This is a genomic window from Methylobacterium sp. TK31 (assembly GCF_055361545.1).
This window is the reverse complement of record NZ_CM143964.1, coordinates 4,817,678-4,835,324: the sequence shown is the minus strand read 5'-3', so window position 1 is coordinate 4,835,324 and position 17,647 is coordinate 4,817,678. Positions and strand designations below refer to the sequence as shown.

Annotated in this window: 11 protein-coding genes and 1 tRNA gene; 6 read left to right on the top strand and 6 right to left on the bottom strand. The window is 72.4% G+C overall.

Features of this window, described 5'->3' with window-relative positions; genetic code table 11:
- Positions 1 to 174: 174 nt before the first annotated feature.
- A tRNA-Leu gene (locus tag ACXJY8_RS22610) sits at positions 175 to 259 on the bottom strand.
- Positions 260 to 407: 148 nt separating this feature from the next.
- Positions 408 to 1,823 (bottom strand): 3-isopropylmalate dehydratase large subunit, encoded by a 1,416-nt coding sequence (gene leuC, locus ACXJY8_RS22605; RefSeq protein ID WP_463774108.1) that lies wholly within the window; start codon positions 1,821 to 1,823, stop codon positions 408 to 410.
- 257 nt (positions 1,824 to 2,080) lie between these two features.
- Here leuC and ACXJY8_RS22600 point away from each other — a divergent pair, with 257 nt between their 5' ends.
- From ACXJY8_RS22600 to ACXJY8_RS22585, 4 genes are read left to right on the top strand one after another with little or no spacing between them, the layout of a single operon-like run.
- Entirely contained in the window at positions 2,081 to 3,046 is a 966-nt protein-coding gene (locus ACXJY8_RS22600) for a 2-hydroxyacid dehydrogenase (protein WP_463774102.1), read from the top strand.
- Positions 3,043 to 4,032, top strand: a complete 990-nt coding sequence (locus ACXJY8_RS22595) for an AprI/Inh family metalloprotease inhibitor (RefSeq protein ID WP_463774099.1) — start codon at positions 3,043 to 3,045, stop codon at positions 4,030 to 4,032. The genes ACXJY8_RS22600 and ACXJY8_RS22595 overlap by 4 nt, the downstream gene beginning before the upstream one ends.
- A 40-nt stretch (positions 4,033 to 4,072) precedes the next feature.
- Positions 4,073 to 4,837: an oxygen-dependent tRNA uridine(34) hydroxylase TrhO gene (trhO, locus tag ACXJY8_RS22590; protein ID WP_463774096.1), complete on the top strand. Its 765-nt coding sequence runs from the start codon at positions 4,073 to 4,075 to the stop codon at positions 4,835 to 4,837.
- Positions 4,834 to 5,043: a SlyX family protein gene (locus tag ACXJY8_RS22585; protein WP_463774093.1), complete on the top strand. Its 210-nt coding sequence runs from the start codon at positions 4,834 to 4,836 to the stop codon at positions 5,041 to 5,043. Before trhO ends, ACXJY8_RS22585 begins: the two co-directional genes overlap by 4 nt.
- Before the next feature lie 177 nt (positions 5,044 to 5,220).
- Here ACXJY8_RS22585 and ACXJY8_RS22580 read toward each other — a convergent pair whose 3' ends face one another.
- Complete coding sequence (locus ACXJY8_RS22580; RefSeq protein WP_463774090.1) at positions 5,221 to 6,663, bottom strand: NAD-dependent succinate-semialdehyde dehydrogenase; 1,443 nt, start codon at positions 6,661 to 6,663, stop codon at positions 5,221 to 5,223.
- Between the two features lie 1,251 nt (positions 6,664 to 7,914).
- Positions 7,915 to 8,706, bottom strand: a complete 792-nt coding sequence (locus ACXJY8_RS22575; RefSeq protein WP_463774087.1) for a class II glutamine amidotransferase — start codon at positions 8,704 to 8,706, stop codon at positions 7,915 to 7,917.
- Between the two features lie 489 nt (positions 8,707 to 9,195).
- Between ACXJY8_RS22575 and ACXJY8_RS22570 the strand changes: the two genes are divergently transcribed.
- A complete protein-coding gene (locus tag ACXJY8_RS22570) occupies positions 9,196 to 9,588 on the top strand; it encodes a response regulator (protein ID WP_463774083.1) in 393 nt (130 codons plus the stop codon).
- 196 nt (positions 9,589 to 9,784) lie between these two features.
- Here ACXJY8_RS22570 and rpsU read toward each other — a convergent pair whose 3' ends face one another.
- A complete protein-coding gene (rpsU, locus tag ACXJY8_RS22565) occupies positions 9,785 to 10,099 on the bottom strand; it encodes a 30S ribosomal protein S21 (RefSeq protein ID WP_463774081.1) in 315 nt (104 codons plus the stop codon).
- Between the two features lie 565 nt (positions 10,100 to 10,664).
- Here rpsU and ACXJY8_RS22560 point away from each other — a divergent pair.
- On the top strand, positions 10,665 to 12,137 hold the full coding sequence (locus tag ACXJY8_RS22560; protein WP_463774077.1) for a methyl-accepting chemotaxis protein: 1,473 nt from the start codon (positions 10,665 to 10,667) through the stop codon (positions 12,135 to 12,137).
- 30 nt (positions 12,138 to 12,167) lie between these two features.
- Here ACXJY8_RS22560 and ACXJY8_RS22555 read toward each other — a convergent pair whose 3' ends face one another.
- Positions 12,168 to 17,027: an NAD-glutamate dehydrogenase gene (locus tag ACXJY8_RS22555; RefSeq protein ID WP_463774073.1), complete on the bottom strand. Its 4,860-nt coding sequence runs from the start codon at positions 17,025 to 17,027 to the stop codon at positions 12,168 to 12,170.
- Positions 17,028 to 17,647: the final 620 nt, after the last annotated feature.

Genomic DNA, 17,647 nt, shown 5'->3' with positions numbered 1-17,647 from the left:
TCGAAAGCACGGCGAGCGGCGCTTCGGAGCAGCACTGGAATTCTGGGAGAGGATGACCGATACGCGAACCGCAGGAATTGTCCGGCTGGCGCGTCAGGCTCTTTTGCTGACCTGCAGGGGTCGACAGTGCAGGAAAACCGCGGAAAATCTTGATTTCGACAATCGGAAATCAAGTGGTGCCCAGGAAAGGACTCGAACCTTCACCTCTTGCAAGACTGGTACCTGAAACCAGCGCGTCTACCAATTCCGCCACCTGGGCTCGTCGGGGCCGCTGAGCGGCGCCGACGCGGTTTCGTTTAGGCGGGGCCGGGCCGGCCGTCAATCCGCTTGTGCGGGGATTCTTCGCCGCTCGCGCGGGGATTCTTCGCCCCGCGCCGGGATTGCCCGGCCGACCCGGCGCTCGGGGCTCAGGCCTCGCTGCGCCACTCGCGGATGTCGACGAAGCGGCCGGCCACGGCCGCCGCCGCCGCCATGGCGGGGGAGACGAGGTGGGTGCGGCCGCGATGGCCCTGGCGGCCCTCGAAGTTGCGGTTCGAGGTCGAGGCGCAGCGCTCGTTCGGGCTCAGGCGGTCGGCGTTCATGCCGAGGCACATCGAGCAGCCCGGCTCGCGCCAGTCGAACCCGGCCGCCTTGAGGATCCGGTCGAGCCCTTCCGCCTCCGCCTGCTGCTTCACCAGGCCGGAGCCCGGCACCACCATGGCCGAGACGTTGGCGTGGACCTTCCGGCCCTCGACCATCTTCGCCACCGCCCGCAGGTCCTCGATGCGGCCGTTGGTGCAGGAGCCGATGAAGACCCGGTCGAGGGTGATGTCGGTGATCTTGGTGCCGGGAGTCAGGCCCATGTAGTCCAGGGCCTTCTCCTTCGACTGGCGCTTGTTCTCGTCGGCGATCCGCGACGGGTCGGGCACGGCGCCGGAGATCGAGACCACGTCCTCGGGGCTGGTGCCCCAACTGACGATGGGCGGCAGGTTGGCCGCGTCCAGGCGCACCTCACGGTCGAAATGGGCGCCCGCGTCGGTCACCAGGCTCTCCCAGTAGGCCTTGGCGCGGGCGAAGGCCTCGCCCTGGGGCGCCTTCGGCCGGCCCTCGACATAGGCGTAGGTGGTGGCGTCCGGCGCCACCAGGCCGGCGCGGGCGCCGCCCTCGATCGACATATTGCAGATCGTCATCCGGCCCTCCATCGAGAGGGCGCGGATGGCCTCGCCGGCATACTCGATGACGTAGCCGGTGCCGCCGGCGGTGCCGATCTCGCCGATGATCGCCAGGATGATGTCCTTGGCCGTCACGCCCGGCGGCAGGGTGCCGTCGACGCTGACGCGCATGTTCTTCGCCTTCTTCTGCAGCAGCGTCTGGGTGGCGAGCACGTGCTCCACCTCCGAGGTGCCGATGCCGTGGGCGAGCGCCCCGAAGGCGCCGTGGGTCGAGGTGTGGCTGTCGCCGCAGACGATGGTCTGGCCCGGCAGGGTGAAGCCCTGCTCCGGCCCGATCACGTGGACGATGCCCTGGCGCCGGTCCAGCGCGTCGTAGAACTCGATGCCGAAGTCGCGCACGTTCTCGGCCAGCGCCTCCAGCTGGATGCGGCTCTCCGGGTCCTCGATACCGAGGCGGCGGTCGGAGGTCTGCACGTTGTGGTCGACCACCGCGAGGGTCTTCTCGGGGTGGCGCACCCGGCGCCCGGCCACGCGCAGGCCCTCGAAGGCCTGGGGGCTGGTGACTTCGTGGACGAGGTGACGGTCGATGTAGAGGAGCGTGGAGCCGTCGGGCTCGACATCGACGACGTGGTCGTCCCAGATCTTGTCGTAGAGGGTGCGCGGCGCGGTCATGGCGTGGCTGTTCTGGTTGTTCTGCGGGAAACGGGTCTTCGCCTCCTTTAGTAGTGTTCCAAGGCGCGCAGCGGAAGTGGGGCACCGCGAAACGGGCGCCCCGCCTGCGCCGGGCGGATGGCAGCCCGGAGGCGCCCGCATGGGGGCTCCGGGCCCCGCTCCGGGGTCACTGGACCGGTCCGGACCCGCGGCCTAAAGCTGTCGGAATCCCGGCCCCGCCGGGCCCCGCGCCACCTCCGAGCCCCGGCGAGATCTCCATGCAGCCCATCGACGTCCTGATGCTCAAGGCGATGCATCCCGAGGTCATGGACGCCGTCGCGCGGCGCTTCACCCTGCACCGGCTCGACACCGTCCCCGATCGGGAGGCCTTCCTCGCCGAGACCGGCCCGCGCATCCGCGGCCTGGCGACGGGGGCGCAGGCACCGGTGGACCGGGCCCTGCTCGCCCGCCTGCCGGGCCTCGAGATCATCGCGAGCTTCGGCGTCGGCTACGACACCATCGACACGGCGGCGGCGGCCGGCCAGGGCGTCGTCGTCACCAACACCCCCGACGTCCTCACCGACGAGGTCGCCGACCTCGCCCTCGGCCTGCTCCTGGCCACCGTGCGCCAGATCCCCCAGGCCGACCGCTACCTGCGGGCCGGCCACTGGCCGCGCCAGACCTACCCGCTCACCCCCACCCTGCGCGGCCGGACGGTGGGCATCCTCGGACTCGGGCGGATCGGGCGGGCCATCGCGCGGCGGCTCGAGGGCTTCGGCGTCGCGATCGCCTATCACGGCCGCCGGCCGCAGGGCGACGTGCCCTACGCCTACCACCCCACCCTGCTCGGCCTCGCCGAGGCCTGCGACGTGCTCCTGGTGGTGGCGCCCGGCGGGCCGGAGACCAACGGGATCGTCGACGCCGCGGTGCTGGAGGCGCTCGGGCCGCAGGGCCTCCTCGTCAACGTCGCCCGCGGCAGCCTCATCGACGAGGCGGCGCTGATCCGGGCGCTCCAGGCCGGCACCATCCTGGGCGCCGGCCTCGACGTCTTCGCCCGCGAGCCGCACGTGCCGCCCGAACTCGTCGCCCTGGACCAGGTGGTGCTGCTGCCGCATGTGGGCTCGGCCTCGGTGGAGACCCGCGCCGCCATGGGCCGGCTCGTGGTGGACAACCTCGTCGCCTGGTTCGACGGGCGCGGCCCCCTCACCCCGGTGCCGGAGACGCCCTGGACGGCCAAGGCATGATTCGTCGGAGCATGATCCGCGCCGGCCTCGTCGCCGGCCTGCTCGTGGCGGCGGCCCCGGCGGGCGCGCAGGAGACGGCCCCGCCGCTGGACCCGGCCTCGCGCCCGGACGCGACCACGCGCCCGGACGCGACCACGCGCCCGGACGCGACCACGCGCCAGGACACGACCACGCACCAGGACGCGACCGCGCCCCAGGACCCGGCCGCGCGGGCCGAGACCGCCCCGCCGGGCACCGGGCCCGAGCGGCCCTTCGTCGAGAGCCTGCCCCGCGACATCGCCGGGGTGCCGGGCACCTGGGACTTGTCGCGGGACGGCAGCACCCGGCGCTGCGTGCTCACCCTGTCGGGCGCGAGCGGCCCGGCCGGCCGGCGCCTGTCCTTCCCGGCCGGCTGCCGCCGCGCCCTGCCGATCCTCAACGGCGTCGCCGGCTGGCTCTTCACCAACGGCAACCTGCGCCTCGTCGACAAGGACGTCCGGCCGGTGCTGCAGTTCGCCGCCCGGGCCGATGCCCGCAGCCTGGTGGCCGCCGCGGGGGACGACCATTTCAGCCTGGTCCCGCTCCAGATCGTCGCGATGGTGCCGCCCACCGACGCGGTCCCGACCAGCCCCGGGGCCGGCTATGCCGGGCCTGGGAGCGCCGCCCCGGACGCGCGCAGCGCCCCGGGACCCGAGGCCGGGCCGCCGGGCGAGGCTCCGGCGCCGGGCACCTATGCCCTCGACCGCTACCGCGAGCAGGACGTCTGCCGCATCGAGCTGACGCCCGGAACCGCGCCGGCGCCGGTGCGCATCCTCGACAATTGCCGCGACGGCGGGCTGACGGTGTTCGATCCGGTCGCGTGGCGCTTCGCCAACGGGCACCTCACCCTCAGCGCCCGCCGCGGCCACGTCGTGAACCTCGTCGCCACCGGCGACGGGCGCTGGCGCCGCGACCCGGAGGTCGGCACCACCTTCGTGCTGCGCCGGGTCGAGCCCGCCGCGCCCTGAAGCGCCCTCCCCCCACCCCGTGCCCCGCCGATCGCCCCCGATGCCCCTGACCGTCGCCGCCCTGTACCAGTTCGTCGCCCTGCCGGACGTCGCCGCCCTGCAGGCGCCGCTCGAGGCCCTGTGCGCGGAGCTCGGGCTGACCGGCACGCTGCTGCTGGCGCCCGAGGGGCTGAACGGCACGGTGGCGGGAACGGCCGCGGCCATCGAGGCCTTCCTGACGACCCTGCGCACCGGTCCGCTCTTCGGCAGCCGCCTCGCCGGCCTCGACTGCAAGCTCTCGCGGGCCGAGGCGCCGCCGTTCCGCCAGCTCAAGGTCCGGCTGAAGCGCGAGATCGTCACCTTCGACGACGGCGCCACCGACGCGACCGGGGCCGGCACCCCCGTGGCGCCGGAGGCCTGGAACGCGCTCCTCGACACGCCTGGCCTCCTGCTGATCGACACCCGCAACGCCTTCGAGGTGGCGCTCGGCAGCTTCCCCGGGGCGGTCGATCCGGGGATCACCCGGTTCAGCGCGTTTCGCGACTACGTCGACGGCCTCGATCCGGCGGCGCACGCCACCGTGGCGATGTTCTGCACGGGCGGCATCCGCTGCGAGAAGGCCGGCGCCTACATGCGCGCCAAGGGCTTTCCCGACGTGCGCCACCTCGAAGGCGGCATCCTGCGCTATCTCGAGACCGTGCCGGAGGCCGAGAACCGCTGGCGCGGCGACTGCTTCGTCTTCGACGGCCGCATCGCCCTGGGCCCCGCCCTGGTGGAGCGGCCCGACCACCCGCCGGAAGCCCTGATGTCCGAGACGCCGCGATGACCGATCTCTCCGCCCGCATCGACGCCCTGGAGATGCGCCTCACCGAGCAGGACGTGGTGATCGACGACCTCAACGCCACGATCACCGCCCAGTGGCGCCAGATCGACGCCCTGACCCGGCAGATGGCCAAGCTCGTCGAGGAGGTCGAGGCCGCCGCCAGCCGCCCGGCCTCCGGCGCGCCCGAACCGCCGCCGCCGCATTATTGAGCGGGGCGGGCGCCGCGCGATCCCTCTCCCCTCTGCGGGAGAGGGTGGCCCGCGAAGCGGGTCGGGAGAGGGGAGCGCCGCTTCGGGAGAGGTCGCCCCCTCTCCCGCCTCCTCCGCAGGCACCCTCCCCCGCAGAGGGGGGAGGGTCGACCCGCGATGCGCGACGGCCCTCCGCCCCTACCCCCCGACGCTCGCCTGGCTGACGAACTTCGTGGTCAGGTAGGCCTCCAGGGCCTCGGTGCCGCCCTCGCTGCCGTAGCCGGAATCCTTCACGCCGCCGAAGGGCGTCTCGGGGAAGGCCAGGCCGTGGTGGTTGATGCCGACCATGCCGCTCTGGACCCGGGCGGCGACCGCGACGGCCCGGGCGGCCGAGCGGGTATAGGCGTAGGCAGCCAGACCGTAGGGGAGCCGGTTGGCCTCGGCATAGGCCGCCGCGTCGTCGGAGAAGCGCTGGATCAGCGCCACCGGGCCGAAGGGCTCCTCGTTCATGATCCGGGCGGTGAGGGGCACGTCGCAGAGCACGGTCGGCTCGAAGAAGTTGCCGCGGTTGCCGATGCGCTTGCCGCCGGTGCGCAGCTCGGCCCCCTGCGCCACGGCGTCGGCGCAGAGCGTCTCCATCGCCTCCAGCCGGCGGGCGTGGATGAGCGGGCCCATGGTGGTCTCGGGGTCGAGCCCGTCGCCGACCCGGCGCCCTTCCGCGAAGGCGACGAAGCCATCGCGAAACCGCTCGTAGACGGAATCGTGCACCAGCATCCGGGTCGGGGCGACGCAGACCTGCCCGGCATTGCGAAACTTGTTGGCGCCGAGCACCGCCACCGCGGTCTCGACATCGGCATCCTCGAACACGATGGCGGGCGCGTGGCCGCCGAGCTCCATCGTCGCCCGCTTCATGTGCCGGCCGGCCAGGGCCGCGAGCTCCTTGCCCACCGGGGTCGAGCCCGTGAACGACATCTTGGCGATGACGGGGTGGGGGATCAGGTAGCCCGAGATCGCGGCCGGGTCACCGAAGACCAGCGAGAGCACGTCCCCCGGCACGCCGGCATCGAGGAAGGCGCGGATCATCGCCGCGCAGCTCGCCGGGGTGTCCTCGGGGCCCTTCAGGATCACCGAGCAGCCGGCGCAGAGGGCCGCCGCGACCTTGCGCACCGCCTGGTTGATCGGGAAGTTCCAGGGCGTGAACGCCGCCACGGGCCCGACCGGCTCGCGCAGCACCATCTGGACGACGCCGTCGGCGCGGGCCGGGATGATCCGGCCATAGGCGCGGCGGCCTTCTTCCGCGAACCAGTCGGTGACGTCGGCCCCGGCCAGGATCTCCACCCGCGCCTCGGCCAGCGGCTTGCCCTGCTCCAGGGTCATGAGGCGGGCGATGTCCTCCACCCGCGCGCGCAGAAGCTCGGCGGCCCGGCGCAGGATCTTGGAGCGCTCGTAGGCCGAGACCGTGCGCCAGGCGGCGAAGCCCCGCTCGGCCGCCGCCAGCGCCCGGTCGAGATCGGCCCGGGTCGCCACCGCCAGGGTGCCCAGGGTCTCGCCGGTGGCCGGGTTGAGCACCGGCAGGGTCTCCGAGCCGGACCCGTCGGTCCAGGTCCCGGCGATGTGCAGCGTCACGTTCGGATAGGTCATCGGCGGCTCCCGCATGGCGATCGAGCCGGGTTGTCCGTCCTTCCCGCACGGGCCGCAACCCTGCTGGGGGGATGGCTGGGTCGACCGCAGCGTGTCGCCGGCGCGGCCGAGCGATCGCGGATGGCACCACAGCGCCATTCCGGGGCGCCGCAGGCGAACCCGGACCCGCAGGGGCACGCCAGCGGCGTGCATTCCAGAGCCGCCGACGGCGTCAAGTCTTGCACCACCTGCGGATCTGGATCCCGGGCTCCGCTGCGCGGCCCCGGGATGACTCGGTGCTGCGCGTGGATTTCCGGCCCGGTCGCAGCCGACACTAACCCCGTCATTCCGGGGCGCCGTAGGCGAGCCCGGACCCGCAGGGGCGCGCCAGCGGCGTGCAATCCAGAGCCGCCGACGATGGAAAGTCCTGCACCGCCTGCGGATCCGGATCCCGGGCTCCGCTGCGCGGCCCCGGGATGACGGGGTGCTGCGCGTGGATTTCCGGCCCGGTCGCAGCCGAAACCAACCCCGTCATTCCGGGGCGCCGTAGGCGAGCCCGGACCCGCAGGGGCGCGCCAGCGGCGTGCAATCCAGAGCCGCCGACGATGGAAAGTCTTGCACCACCTGCGGATCTGGATCCCGGGCTCCGCTGCGCGGCCCCGGGATGACGTGGTGCTGCGTGTGGATTTCCGGCCCGGTCGCAGCCGAGACTAACCCCGTCATTCCGGGGCGCCGTAGGCGAGCCCGGAATCCAGAGCCGCCGACGATAGAAAGTCTTGCACCACCTGCGTTTCTGGATCCTGGGTTCCGCTGCGCGGCCCCAGGATGACTCGGTGCTGCGCGTGGATTTCCGGCCCGGTCGCAGCCGACACTAACCCCGTCATTCCGGGGCGCCGTAGGCGAGCCCGGAATCCAGACCCGCTGACGGCGTAAAGTCTTGCACCAGCTGCGTGTCTGGATCCCGGGTTCCGCTGCGCGGCCCCGGGATGACGGGGTGCTGCGCGTGGATTTCCGGCCCGGTCGCAGCCGACACTAACCCCGTCATTCCGGGGCGCCGTAGGCGAGCCCGGAATCCAGAGCCGCCGACGATGGAAAGTCCTGCACTACCTGCGGATCTGGATCCCGGGTTCCGCTGCGCGGCCCCGGGATGACGGGGTGCTGCGTGTGAGTCATTCGATGGGGGCCGTATCTGCGATCCCTCCGCCTGCCGATGTCAGGCCCATCCGGGGCCGTCTCGCTCCCGGATACCGCCTCGCCCTCCCGAGGCTCGCCTCAGGCGGCGATGCGCTCGGCGACCGCCTCGGGACCGGTGACGATCACCGGGCCGCCGCGGCGGGCCTGGAGGGTGCCGCCCTTGGGGACGACCTTCCAGCCGTCGCGGCAGCCGTCGATCGGCTCGGAGACGACGACGAGGCCGGTCTCGGTCTGGCGGTAGTACAGGCTCGGGGGCGAGCCGTCGCAGGCCCAGCGATAGGCCGTCAGGGTCTCGCCGTCGCTGACGACGGCGGTGAAGCGCAGGGGTTCGGTGGCCTCGGCCGCCCGCATCAGGTCGCGCACCGTGGCGAGGGTCCGCGCCATGGCGCCGATCGGGTCCTCGGCGAGGCCGTTGGCGAGCGCCAGGAGGAAGATCGCCTCGGAATCGGTGGTGCCGCGCCGGTCGTCGTAGAGCGCGTCGGGGATCAGCGCCTCGAGGCGCCGCTTGATGCGGTGGTAGCCGCCGATCTGGCCGTTATGCATGAACAGGTGACGGCCATGGGCGAAGGGGTGGCAGTTCGCCCGGGTGGTGGCGGTGCCCGTGGAGGCCCGCACATGGGCGAAGAACATCCGCGCCCGCACCTGCTGGCAGAGGTTCACGAGGTTCTCGTCCGACCAGGCCGGGCAGACGTCGCGGTACAGGCCCGGGTCGACCCGCTCGCCGTACCAGCCGATGCCGAACCCGTCGCCGTTGGTCTCCGTCTTCGCCTCGGCCGCGTGGAGCGACTGGTGGACCAGCGAGTGCGTCGGCGCGCAGACGAGGTCGGTCAGGAAGACCGGCTCACCGGAATAGGCGAGGAAGCGGCACATGACGGACAATCACCCCCTGATCTCGACGACGCGACCGACCCGGTCGCCGCCCTGGGGCGACGTCCGTCTCCTGCAATCCCTGCGACCCGTTCACCGGTGAAGTTCAGGCGATCGGGGTGAACGAGTGGTTAACGCGGGCCGCGGGCCCGCCCCCCCGCGGAGCCAGCTATGCAAGAGGCACACCGTGCGGACCGGACTCTCCCCGGGCGATCGGCGCCGTGCGGGCCACTCATCATGCGAGCCCGGCGGGAATGCGGCGGCGGAACCGACAATCGATGCGGGAACCGCATAGCCGGAACATCGATTCGGACTCTTGCCCCCCGCACCGTGGCGGCGCAGCATCACTGGGCGAGAATCAGTAATCCGATCGGATCAGGCGGGGCCGCGTGCGGTCGCCCTGGGCCCCCGCGTATCGCGTCCCACCCGTCCATCCCGCGCGTTCGCCACGCCAGACGCCCAACCACGCCAGACGCCCGACAAGGAGACTTCATGGATCGCACCCACGCCCCCTGCCCGATCGCCCTCGTGGTCGAGGACGACGTCGATGTCCGCAATCTCGCGACGGCCGTCCTGGAGGAGAGCGACCTCGACGTCATCGCCTGCGACACGGCCGAGGCCGCGATCTCGGTGCTGGAGCGCACCGGCGGCAACGTCGCCCTGCTCTTCGCCGACGTGCGCCTGGGCGCCGGCATGGACGGGATCGCCCTGGCGAGCGCCGTCGAGCGGCGCTGGCCGGACATCCGGGTGGTCCTCACCTCCGGGGGCGATGCCCGCGCGGTCGAGGCCATGCCGGCCCAGGCGGTCTACATGCAGAAGCCGTGGCGGGCCCTCGACGTGCTGGTCCAGGCCGAGCACGCGACGGTGGCGGCCCGGGCCGCCTGACCGCCCGAACCTCTACGCCGCCCGAACCCTCGCGCCGCCCGAACGCACGGGCGACGCGAAAAAGCCCGGCCGCCGAGCGACCGGGCTTCTCCGAACTTCGACATCGACGGCCGGCGCTGTGCGCAGGGCGGCCGTCGCGATGAACCTCGGGCTCAGGGTGCCCGGGCTCCGAAAGCCTGGGCGAGAGCGCCTGGACTCAGGCGTTGCCGGCGGGCGGCAGCACGGTCGGAGCCGTCGGCGCGAACGGCGAACCGCTCGGACGACGCGGCGCACCGGCGCCGAAACGGGGCTTGGGCTTCGGCGCGGCGATCAGGCCCTCGCGGATCGCGGTCTTGCGGGCCTGCTTGCGGGCGCGGCGCACGGCCTCGGCCTTCTCACGAGCCTTGCGGACGGAAGGCTTCTCGTAGGCCTTGCGCTGCTTCATCTCGCGGAAGATGCCCTCGCGCTGCATCTTCTTCTTCAGGACGCGGAGGGCTTGGTCGACGTTGTTGTCGCGAACGAGTACCTGCAACGGTTTCAATCCTCTGAAACGATGTTTGTTGGGCGGCGCCGACCCTGAGACCCTCCCGGAGCCCCGCGACGCGAACTGCAAAACGCCCCGGACCCGGGATTTCCCCCGGGCGGGACGTCCGTCAGACGGCCTCGAATCGGCGCAGAAACTGCACTTGGGGCAGGCTCATACACCAACCGCCCGCGAGTTCCAACACGCCTCGCCGCGGCCGGGCCGCATTATCGCGCCCAGGAGGGGACAAACCCGCGCCCCTGTCGCGCATGGGACGCGGCCGGCAGCGTCGCGGGGCGACCCAGTGATGTCGAAGTGGTCGAAGACGCACAATTCGTAGCCGATCGGCCCAATCGAATATCGATCGGTCTTCCGCGAGCTTTCGCTGAAGAAATCAGCGTTCAACACAGTCCAGAGCGTTGCCGGATCGCTGCGCGGATCGTGCGAATTTTCCGATCCTTAAGATTCTCATGGCAGTTTCACTGCGCGGCACGGACGAACATACGAAGAGATGTCCCGTGGCCGCGCGTTGAACCCGTGACGGGTTCGGACACCGGGGCGCATGATGTTGGGTATGAGGAACAGGCTGTCCGCCGAGACCGCCGCGAAGCTCGCGGCCCTCGACAGGTCGCAGGGCATCATCGAGTTCAACCTCGACGGCACGGTGATCACCGCCAACGAGAACTTCCTCGCCGTGATCGGCTACGGGCTCGCGGAGATCCGCGGCCAGCATCACAGCCTGTTCGTCGAGCCCGCCGAGCGGGACAGCGCCGCCTACGCGGCCTTCTGGGCCAAGCTGCGCCGGGGCGAGTACGAGGCCGCCCAGTACAAGCGCGTGGCCAAGGGCGGCCGCGAGATCTGGATCGAGGCCTCCTACAACCCGATCCTCGATGCGGCCGGCAAGCCCTACAAGGTCGTCAAGCTCGCCACCGACATCACCGCGCAGAAGATGCGCGACGCCGACGTCCAGGGCCAGCTCGCCGCCCTGCACAAGGCCCAGGCCGTGATCGCCTTCGCCCTCGACGGCACCGTGCTCGAGGCCAACGAGAACTTCCTCGCCGCCATCGGCTACACCCTGCCGGAGATCGTCGGCCGGCATCACCGGATGTTCGTGGAGCCCGCCGAGCGCGATTCCGCCGCCTATGCCGAGTTCTGGACCCGCCTGCGTCAGGGCACCTACCAGGCCGCCCAGTACAAGCGCGTGGCCAAGGGCGGCCGCGAGATCTGGATCGAGGCCTCCTACAACCCGATCCTCGATGCGGCCGGGCGCCCCTACAAGGTCGTCAAGTTCGCCACCGACATCACCGCGCAGGTGACGCTCCTCAACGACCTGCGCCGGCTGATCGGCGAGAATTTCGGCGAGATCGACGGGGCGGTGCTGCTCTCGAACACCCAGACGCGGGAGGCCGACGCGGCGGCGAGCACCACCGCGAGCAACGTCCAGACCATGGCGGCCGCCTCCGAGGAGCTCGCCGCCTCCGTCGCCGAGATCTCGCAGAGCATGGCCCATTCCCGGGTCGCCACCGAGGCGGCGCAGGGCCAGGTCGTGGCCGCCGCCGAGGCGACCCAGAAGCTGACCCTGGCGGCCAGTGCGATGAGCGGCATCGTCGGCCTGATCCAGAGCATCGCCGGTCAGATCAACCTGCTGGCCCTCAACGCGACGATCGAGTCGGCCCGGGCCGGCGAGGCAGGCCGCGGCTTCGCCGTGGTGGCGCAGGAGGTGAAGAACCTCGCCAACCAGGCGGCGCGGGCCACCGAGCAGATCACCGGCGAGATCGACAACGTGCAGGTCGTCTCGAAGCAGGTCGGCGAGTCGCTCCAGACCATCCAGACCTCGGTGACGCAGATGCGCGACTACGCCATCAGCACGGCGGCGGCGGTGGAGGAGCAGAGCGTCGTCACCCAGGACATGTCGGGCAACATGCAGCACGCGGCCAGCGCCGTCGCGGCGATCTCGCACAACATCCAGGCGATCGGCCGCTCCATCGAGCAGGTCTCCCGCGCCGTCGGCACGACGAAGGACGCCGCCCGGGTCCTCGCCCGCTAGGGAAGCGGCGCGCCGGGTCGCCCCTCCGGCTCAGCCGGCCGTGCCCTTCGGCCGCGCCAGGTCCGCCAGCAGGCTCGCCGCCACCGTCGCCTTCGAGACCGTGAGCCCCGAGGCGGTCACCGCCTCCAGGGTGGCGCGGGCATGGTCGAGGGCGGCCCCGCGGCTCCGGCTCCAGGCCGCCACCGCGTCGGCCCCGGCCCCCACCGTGCCGACGATCTCGGCGGTGAGCTGGCGGTGCGCCGTGGCGATGTTGGCCACCGCCCGCTCCAGGGCGATGCGGTCGTAGGGGTCGGCGGTGGCGACCTCCCGGGCCGCCGCGGCCAGTTCGGAGAGCTGCAGGTCCCGGTCGAGGGCGAAGTGGGTCGCGGCGATGTCCGGCATCGCGCCGCCGCCGGTCTCGGCGATCCGGACGATGTCGGGGGCCGAGGTCAGGGCGGTCAGGGCCGAGAGGCGCCGGGCGGGCGCGGCGGCCATGCCGAGCCCCACGAGCTCGGCCTCGCGCGCGGCGAGTTGCCGGTTCACCGCCTCCCCCATCACCTCCGGCAGGGCCGCCTGCAGGGCGCTGATGCCCTCGCGGTAGCGGGCGACGACCGGCGCGACGCTGCCCGCGAGGTCGAGGTTGCGCAGGAACCAGACGATCCGGCCGACGAGCAGGTCCTGCACCTCGGCGTAGAGGGCGATCTGGGCCTGACCGCCGATGGCGCCGGAGAGCCCGTCGATGGCCAGATTCAGCTCCATCAGGCCGTAGGCGTCGCGGGTGATCGCGTAGGCCTTGGCGATGGCGCTGGCATCGGCGCCGGTCTCCTCCATCAGGCGGGTGACCAGGGAGGGGCCGCCCCGGTTGACGATGATGTTGGAGAGCGCGGTGCTGATGATCTCCCGGCGCAGGCGGTGGCCGCTGACCGCGTCGGGGAAGTGCTGACGCAGGGCGGCGGGGAAGTAGCGCTGCAGCTCCCGGTCGAAATAGGGGTCGTTCGGGGCCGGGCTCGCCAGCAGCGCGTCGTAGAGCGCGAGCTTGGCGTAGGCGAGGAGCACCGCGTATTCCGGCCGGGTCAGCCCCTCCCCCTTGCGCATGCGCTCGGCGATGGCGGCGTCGTCGGGCAGCAGCTCCACGGTGCGGTCCAGGCGCCCCTCGGCCTCCAGGGCCTGCATCGTGCGCATGGCGAAGCCCGTCTCGGGCAGGCCCCGGTGCTGGGCCAGCGAGAGGGCGAGGGTCTGGAGCTGGTTGTTGCGCAGCACCAGGGCGGCGACCTCGTCGGTCATCGCCACCAGGAGCTCGTTGCGGGCCTGCCCGTCGAGGCGCCCGTCCCGCTCCGGGATCATCAGGGCGATCTTGATGTTCACCTCGACGTCGGAGGTGTTCACCCCGGCCGAGTTGTCGATGGCGTCGGTGTTGAGGCGGACCCCGTTGCGGGCCGCCTCGATGCGCCCGCGCTGGGTCGCCCCGAGATTGGCGCCCTCCCCGATGACCTTGGCCCGCAGCATCGCCCCGGTGATGCGCACCGCGTCGTTGGCCCGGTCGCCGGCCTCCTCGTCGGATTCCGAGGTGGCGCGGATATAGGTGCCGATGCCGCCGAACCAGAGCAGGTCCACCGGCGCCTTGAGGATCGCCTGCATCAGCTCCGCCGGGGTCGCGGCGTCCTGCGCCAGCCCGAGCACCGCCTGGATCTCGGGGGAGAGCGGGATGGTCTTCAGGCTGCGGGCATAGACGCCGCCGCCGGGCGAGATCAGGCCGGCATCGTAGTCGCGCCAGGAGGAGCGCCCGAGGTCGAACAGGCGCCTGCGCTCGGAAAAGCTCGCGGCCGCGTCGGGATTCGGGTCGAGGAAGATGTCGCGGTGGTCGAAGGCGGCCACCAGGCGCAGGGAGCGCGACAGCAGCATGCCGTTGCCGAAGACGTCGCCGGACATGTCGCCGACGCCCGCCACCGTGATCGGGTCGCTCTGGGTGTCGATGTCCATCTCGAGGAAGTGGCGCTTCACCGCCTCCCAGGCGCCGCGGGCGGTGATGCCCATGCCCTTGTGGTCGTAGCCCTGGCTGCCGCCCGAGGCGAAGGCGTCGCCGAGCCAGTGGCCGCGCTCCGCCGAGAGGGCGTTGGCGATGTCCGAGAAGGTGGCGGTACCCTTGTCGGCCGCCACCACGAGGTAGGCGTCGTCGGGGTCGTGCCGCACCGTGTCCGCCGGCGGCACGATGGCGTCGCCCACGATGTTGTCGGTGAGTTCGAGCAGGGTCCGGATGAAGATCCGGTAGCTCTCGGTGCCCTCGGCCATCCAGGCCTGCCGGTCGGAGGCCGGCGGCAGGCGCTTGGGGAAGAAGCCGCCCTTGGCGCCCACGGGCACGATCACGGCGTTCTTCACCTGCTGGGCCTTCACGAGGCCGAGCACCTCGGTGCGGAAATCCTCCGGCCGGTCGGACCAGCGCAGGCCGCCGCGGGCGACGTAGCCGAAGCGCAGGTGCACGCCCTCGACGCGCGGCGCATAGACGAAGATCTCGAAGAACGGGCGCGGCAGCGGCATGCCGGCGACCTTGGCGCAGGCGAACTTGAAGGCGATGGCCTCGCGGCGTCCGCCCCCCGGCGCGACCTGGAAGAAGTTGGTCCGCAGGGCGGCCTCGATCAGGTTGACGAAGCGGCGCAGGATGCGGTCCTCGTCGAGGCTGGTCACGGCGGCGAGATCGGTCTCGATCCCGGCGCGGATCTCGGCCTGGGCCGCGTCGCGACCGGCCTCGGATGCGGGGTCGAACCGGGCGCGGAACAGCGCCACCAGGGCGCGGGCGATGCCCGGATAGGCGCTCAGCGTGGCGGCGAGGTAGTCCTGGCCGTAGCGGATGCGGAGCTGGCGCAGGTAGCGCCCGAGGGCGCGCAGCAGGGCGACCTCGCGCCAGGGCAGCTCGGCCTCCAACACCAGCCGGTTGTAGCCGTCGGATTCGGCCAGCCCGGTGCCGAGCGCCAGCAGCGCCTCCTCCAGCAGGGTCTCGAGGCGGCCGAGGTCGATGGCCGCCCCGGTGGCCCGCTCCAGCAGCATGTCGTGCAGCCAGACCCGGGCGGCCTCGTCGGTGCCCGGGGGCAGGATGCGGTAGGTCCGCTCGTTGATGACCCGGAACCCCAGATTCTCCAGCACCGGCACCCGCTCGGACAGGGAGAGCGAGGCGCCGCGCGAGAACACCTTGAGGCGGATCTGCGAGTCCGGGTCGGTGGCGCGCCGCCCGATATCGGCCGCGCGGGGCCGCTCGGGGCTCAGCCGTTCCAGCGTGGTGATGTCGGCGATGGCGACGCGGGGCGCGAAGCTCTCGCGGTAGGCCGCCGAGAAGGCCTCGCCGTAGCGGGCCGCCAGGGCGCGGGCCTCCGGACCGTCCAGGGTCTCGGCCAGGGCCGCCCGCAGCTCGTCGCCCCAGGTCCGGACCAGGGCGGCGATGCCAGCCTCCAGGGCCGCGGGGTCGCGCTCGGGCGCGCCGGATTCGGGCAGGCCGATGATGAAGTGGGTGCGGGCGAGCGGCCCGTCGGGGAAGTACGGGTAGGCCGCCGAGACCCGGCCGCCATATTCGTTGGCGAGGTAGGCGCCGATCCGGGCCCGCACGGTGGAATCGTAGCGGTCCTTCGGCACGTAGACGAGGAGCGAGACGAAGCGCCCGAAGCGGTCGGGCCGCGACAGCACCCGCAGGCGCGGCCGGTCGGCGAGATGGGCGATGGCGAGGCTGAAGCGGTAGAGCCGGTCGGCGTCGATCTGGAACAGGTCGTCGCGCGGATAGGTCTCCAGCACGTCGAGGAGGCCGCGCCCGGCATGGCTGGTCGGGTCGAGCCCGGCGCGCATCGCCACCTGCGCCACCTTCTCGCGCAGGTAGGGAATCTCGCGGGTCGGCAGGGTGTAGGCGCTCGCGTTGAACAGGCCGACAATGCCGACCTCGCCGGTGAGGGCGCCGTCGGCGCCGAAGAGCTTGCAGGCGATGTAGTCGAGATGGGCGGCCCGGTGGACCCGGGACTTCACGCTGGCCTTGGTGATGATCAGGGCCTGCGGGCCTTCGAGGAAGGCGTGGATCTCCGGCGTCATGTCCACGAGGGCGCCGCCGCGCCGCAGCACCGCCACGGCGGGATCGCGCAGGAGCCCGAGCCCGGACCCCTCCACCAGGGAATGCTCGGAGCCGGACAGGCCGTGCTCGCGCAGGCCGAGCAGGGTGAAGTGCCCGGCGCCGAGCCAGGCCAGGAAGGCCCGGGCCTCCGCCACCTCCCCCTGCGGCAGGGGCGGCGGGGCATGGGCGTAGCCGTCCACGAGGCCGGCGAGGCGGGCCGCCATGGCGTCCTGGTCGTCGGTGGCCAGGGCGACGTCGCGGAAGACGCGGGCCAGGCCCTCGACGAGCCGGGTGCGGGCCTCGCCGGCATCGAGCCGGTCGAGGTGGATGTGGATGAAGCTCTCGCGGGCGAAGCCGGCCTGGGTGTCGGCCGTGGTCTCGCCGACCACCCGGACCAGGGCGCCGGTGCCGTCGCGCTCGACCCCGAGGATCGGGTGGGCGACGAGGTGGGGCGCCAGTCCCTGCTCGGTGAGCTCGGCCAGGGCGGAATCCAGCAGGAACGGGCGGTTGTCGTTGACGATCTCGACGATGGTCAGGTCGCGGGTGCGTCCGTCGCGCAGGACGGCGCGGTCGCTGACCGAGAGGTTGGCGGGCGCGCCCGGGCGCCGCGGCTCGGACAGGTGCCCGCGGGCCGCGAGGGCGAGGTCGGCGAGATCCTGCGCCGCGTAGGGGGCGAGGTCCTCGGGGGGCACGCGCCCGAACAGGTCGGTGACGAAGCCGCCGGGCCCGCCCTGCGCCGCGACCCGGTCGGACGCGGCGCCGAGCAGGTCGGTGCGTGCGCCCCGGGCCTCGGGGGTGGAGAGGGCGGCGTTCCGTTCCAGAGCCATGTGATTGTCATCCTTGCGGCGGGCGTCGGCGCGATCGGGCCCCGGCGAGGGGGACGGAGGCGGGACGCCCCTGCGGGCGGAGGGCGGCGTGCCGGTGGCTGGATCGCATCGCTCGGTCGCCGATCCCGTTCAGCCCGGGGCTTGAGCCCGGGTCGATTCCCGTGCCGGCGACTCGCTCGCGCCGCACGCCGTCCGGCCGGCACTTGAGCACCCGCACCGGCGTCTTTCCAGGGCCACGAGGCCGGATCGGCCCCGGCCGGCTACGACCGGCGGCCGATGTCAGGCTTTCGCCCTGCCCGCAGGCGGCCTCTGCGGGCCGCGAATCGGGTCGACGCGGCCGGGGGCTGGCGGCGGGGGCATGAAGACGGCGCGGTACGGCACGTTGAAGCCGCGGCCACCGGTCGCCCGAAAGTCGTATTCGACCCTAGAAGATCTACGGCTCATGCCGCTTTCCTCACGAAATGTTGAAACAACTCCTGATTTCAGCGGAAATCCACCGGAGCAGACAGCTTGCGTGATGCATGCAGATACATGCCGCAGCGCGCCACTCGACGTGGAAACCTTTCGGGGCGCCGCCGCCCTCGGACCGGAGGCCGGCCAGGAGCGTTAGGTTCACGGGG

What these genes read in the sequence shown, in the direction of transcription:
- ACXJY8_RS22580 (WP_463774090.1), bottom strand. Translation starts at nt 6,663, where the DNA reads ATGACCTATCCGAACGTGACGCTGCACATCGCCGGGACCTGGACCGAC.
- leuC (WP_463774108.1), bottom strand. Translation starts at nt 1,823, where the DNA reads ATGACCGCGCCGCGCACCCTCTACGACAAGATCTGGGACGACCACGTC.
- ACXJY8_RS22555 (WP_463774073.1), bottom strand. Translation starts at nt 17,027, where the DNA reads ATGGCTCTGGAACGGAACGCCGCCCTCTCCACCCCCGAGGCCCGGGGC.
- ACXJY8_RS22595 (WP_463774099.1), top strand. Translation starts at nt 3,043, where the DNA reads ATGATTCGTCGGAGCATGATCCGCGCCGGCCTCGTCGCCGGCCTGCTC.
- ACXJY8_RS22575 (WP_463774087.1), bottom strand. Translation starts at nt 8,706, where the DNA reads ATGTGCCGCTTCCTCGCCTATTCCGGTGAGCCGGTCTTCCTGACCGAC.
- ACXJY8_RS22600 (WP_463774102.1), top strand. Translation starts at nt 2,081, where the DNA reads ATGCAGCCCATCGACGTCCTGATGCTCAAGGCGATGCATCCCGAGGTC.
- trhO (WP_463774096.1), top strand. Translation starts at nt 4,073, where the DNA reads ATGCCCCTGACCGTCGCCGCCCTGTACCAGTTCGTCGCCCTGCCGGAC.
- ACXJY8_RS22570 (WP_463774083.1), top strand. Translation starts at nt 9,196, where the DNA reads ATGGATCGCACCCACGCCCCCTGCCCGATCGCCCTCGTGGTCGAGGAC.
- ACXJY8_RS22585 (WP_463774093.1), top strand. Translation starts at nt 4,834, where the DNA reads ATGACCGATCTCTCCGCCCGCATCGACGCCCTGGAGATGCGCCTCACC.
- ACXJY8_RS22560 (WP_463774077.1), top strand. Translation starts at nt 10,665, where the DNA reads ATGAGGAACAGGCTGTCCGCCGAGACCGCCGCGAAGCTCGCGGCCCTC.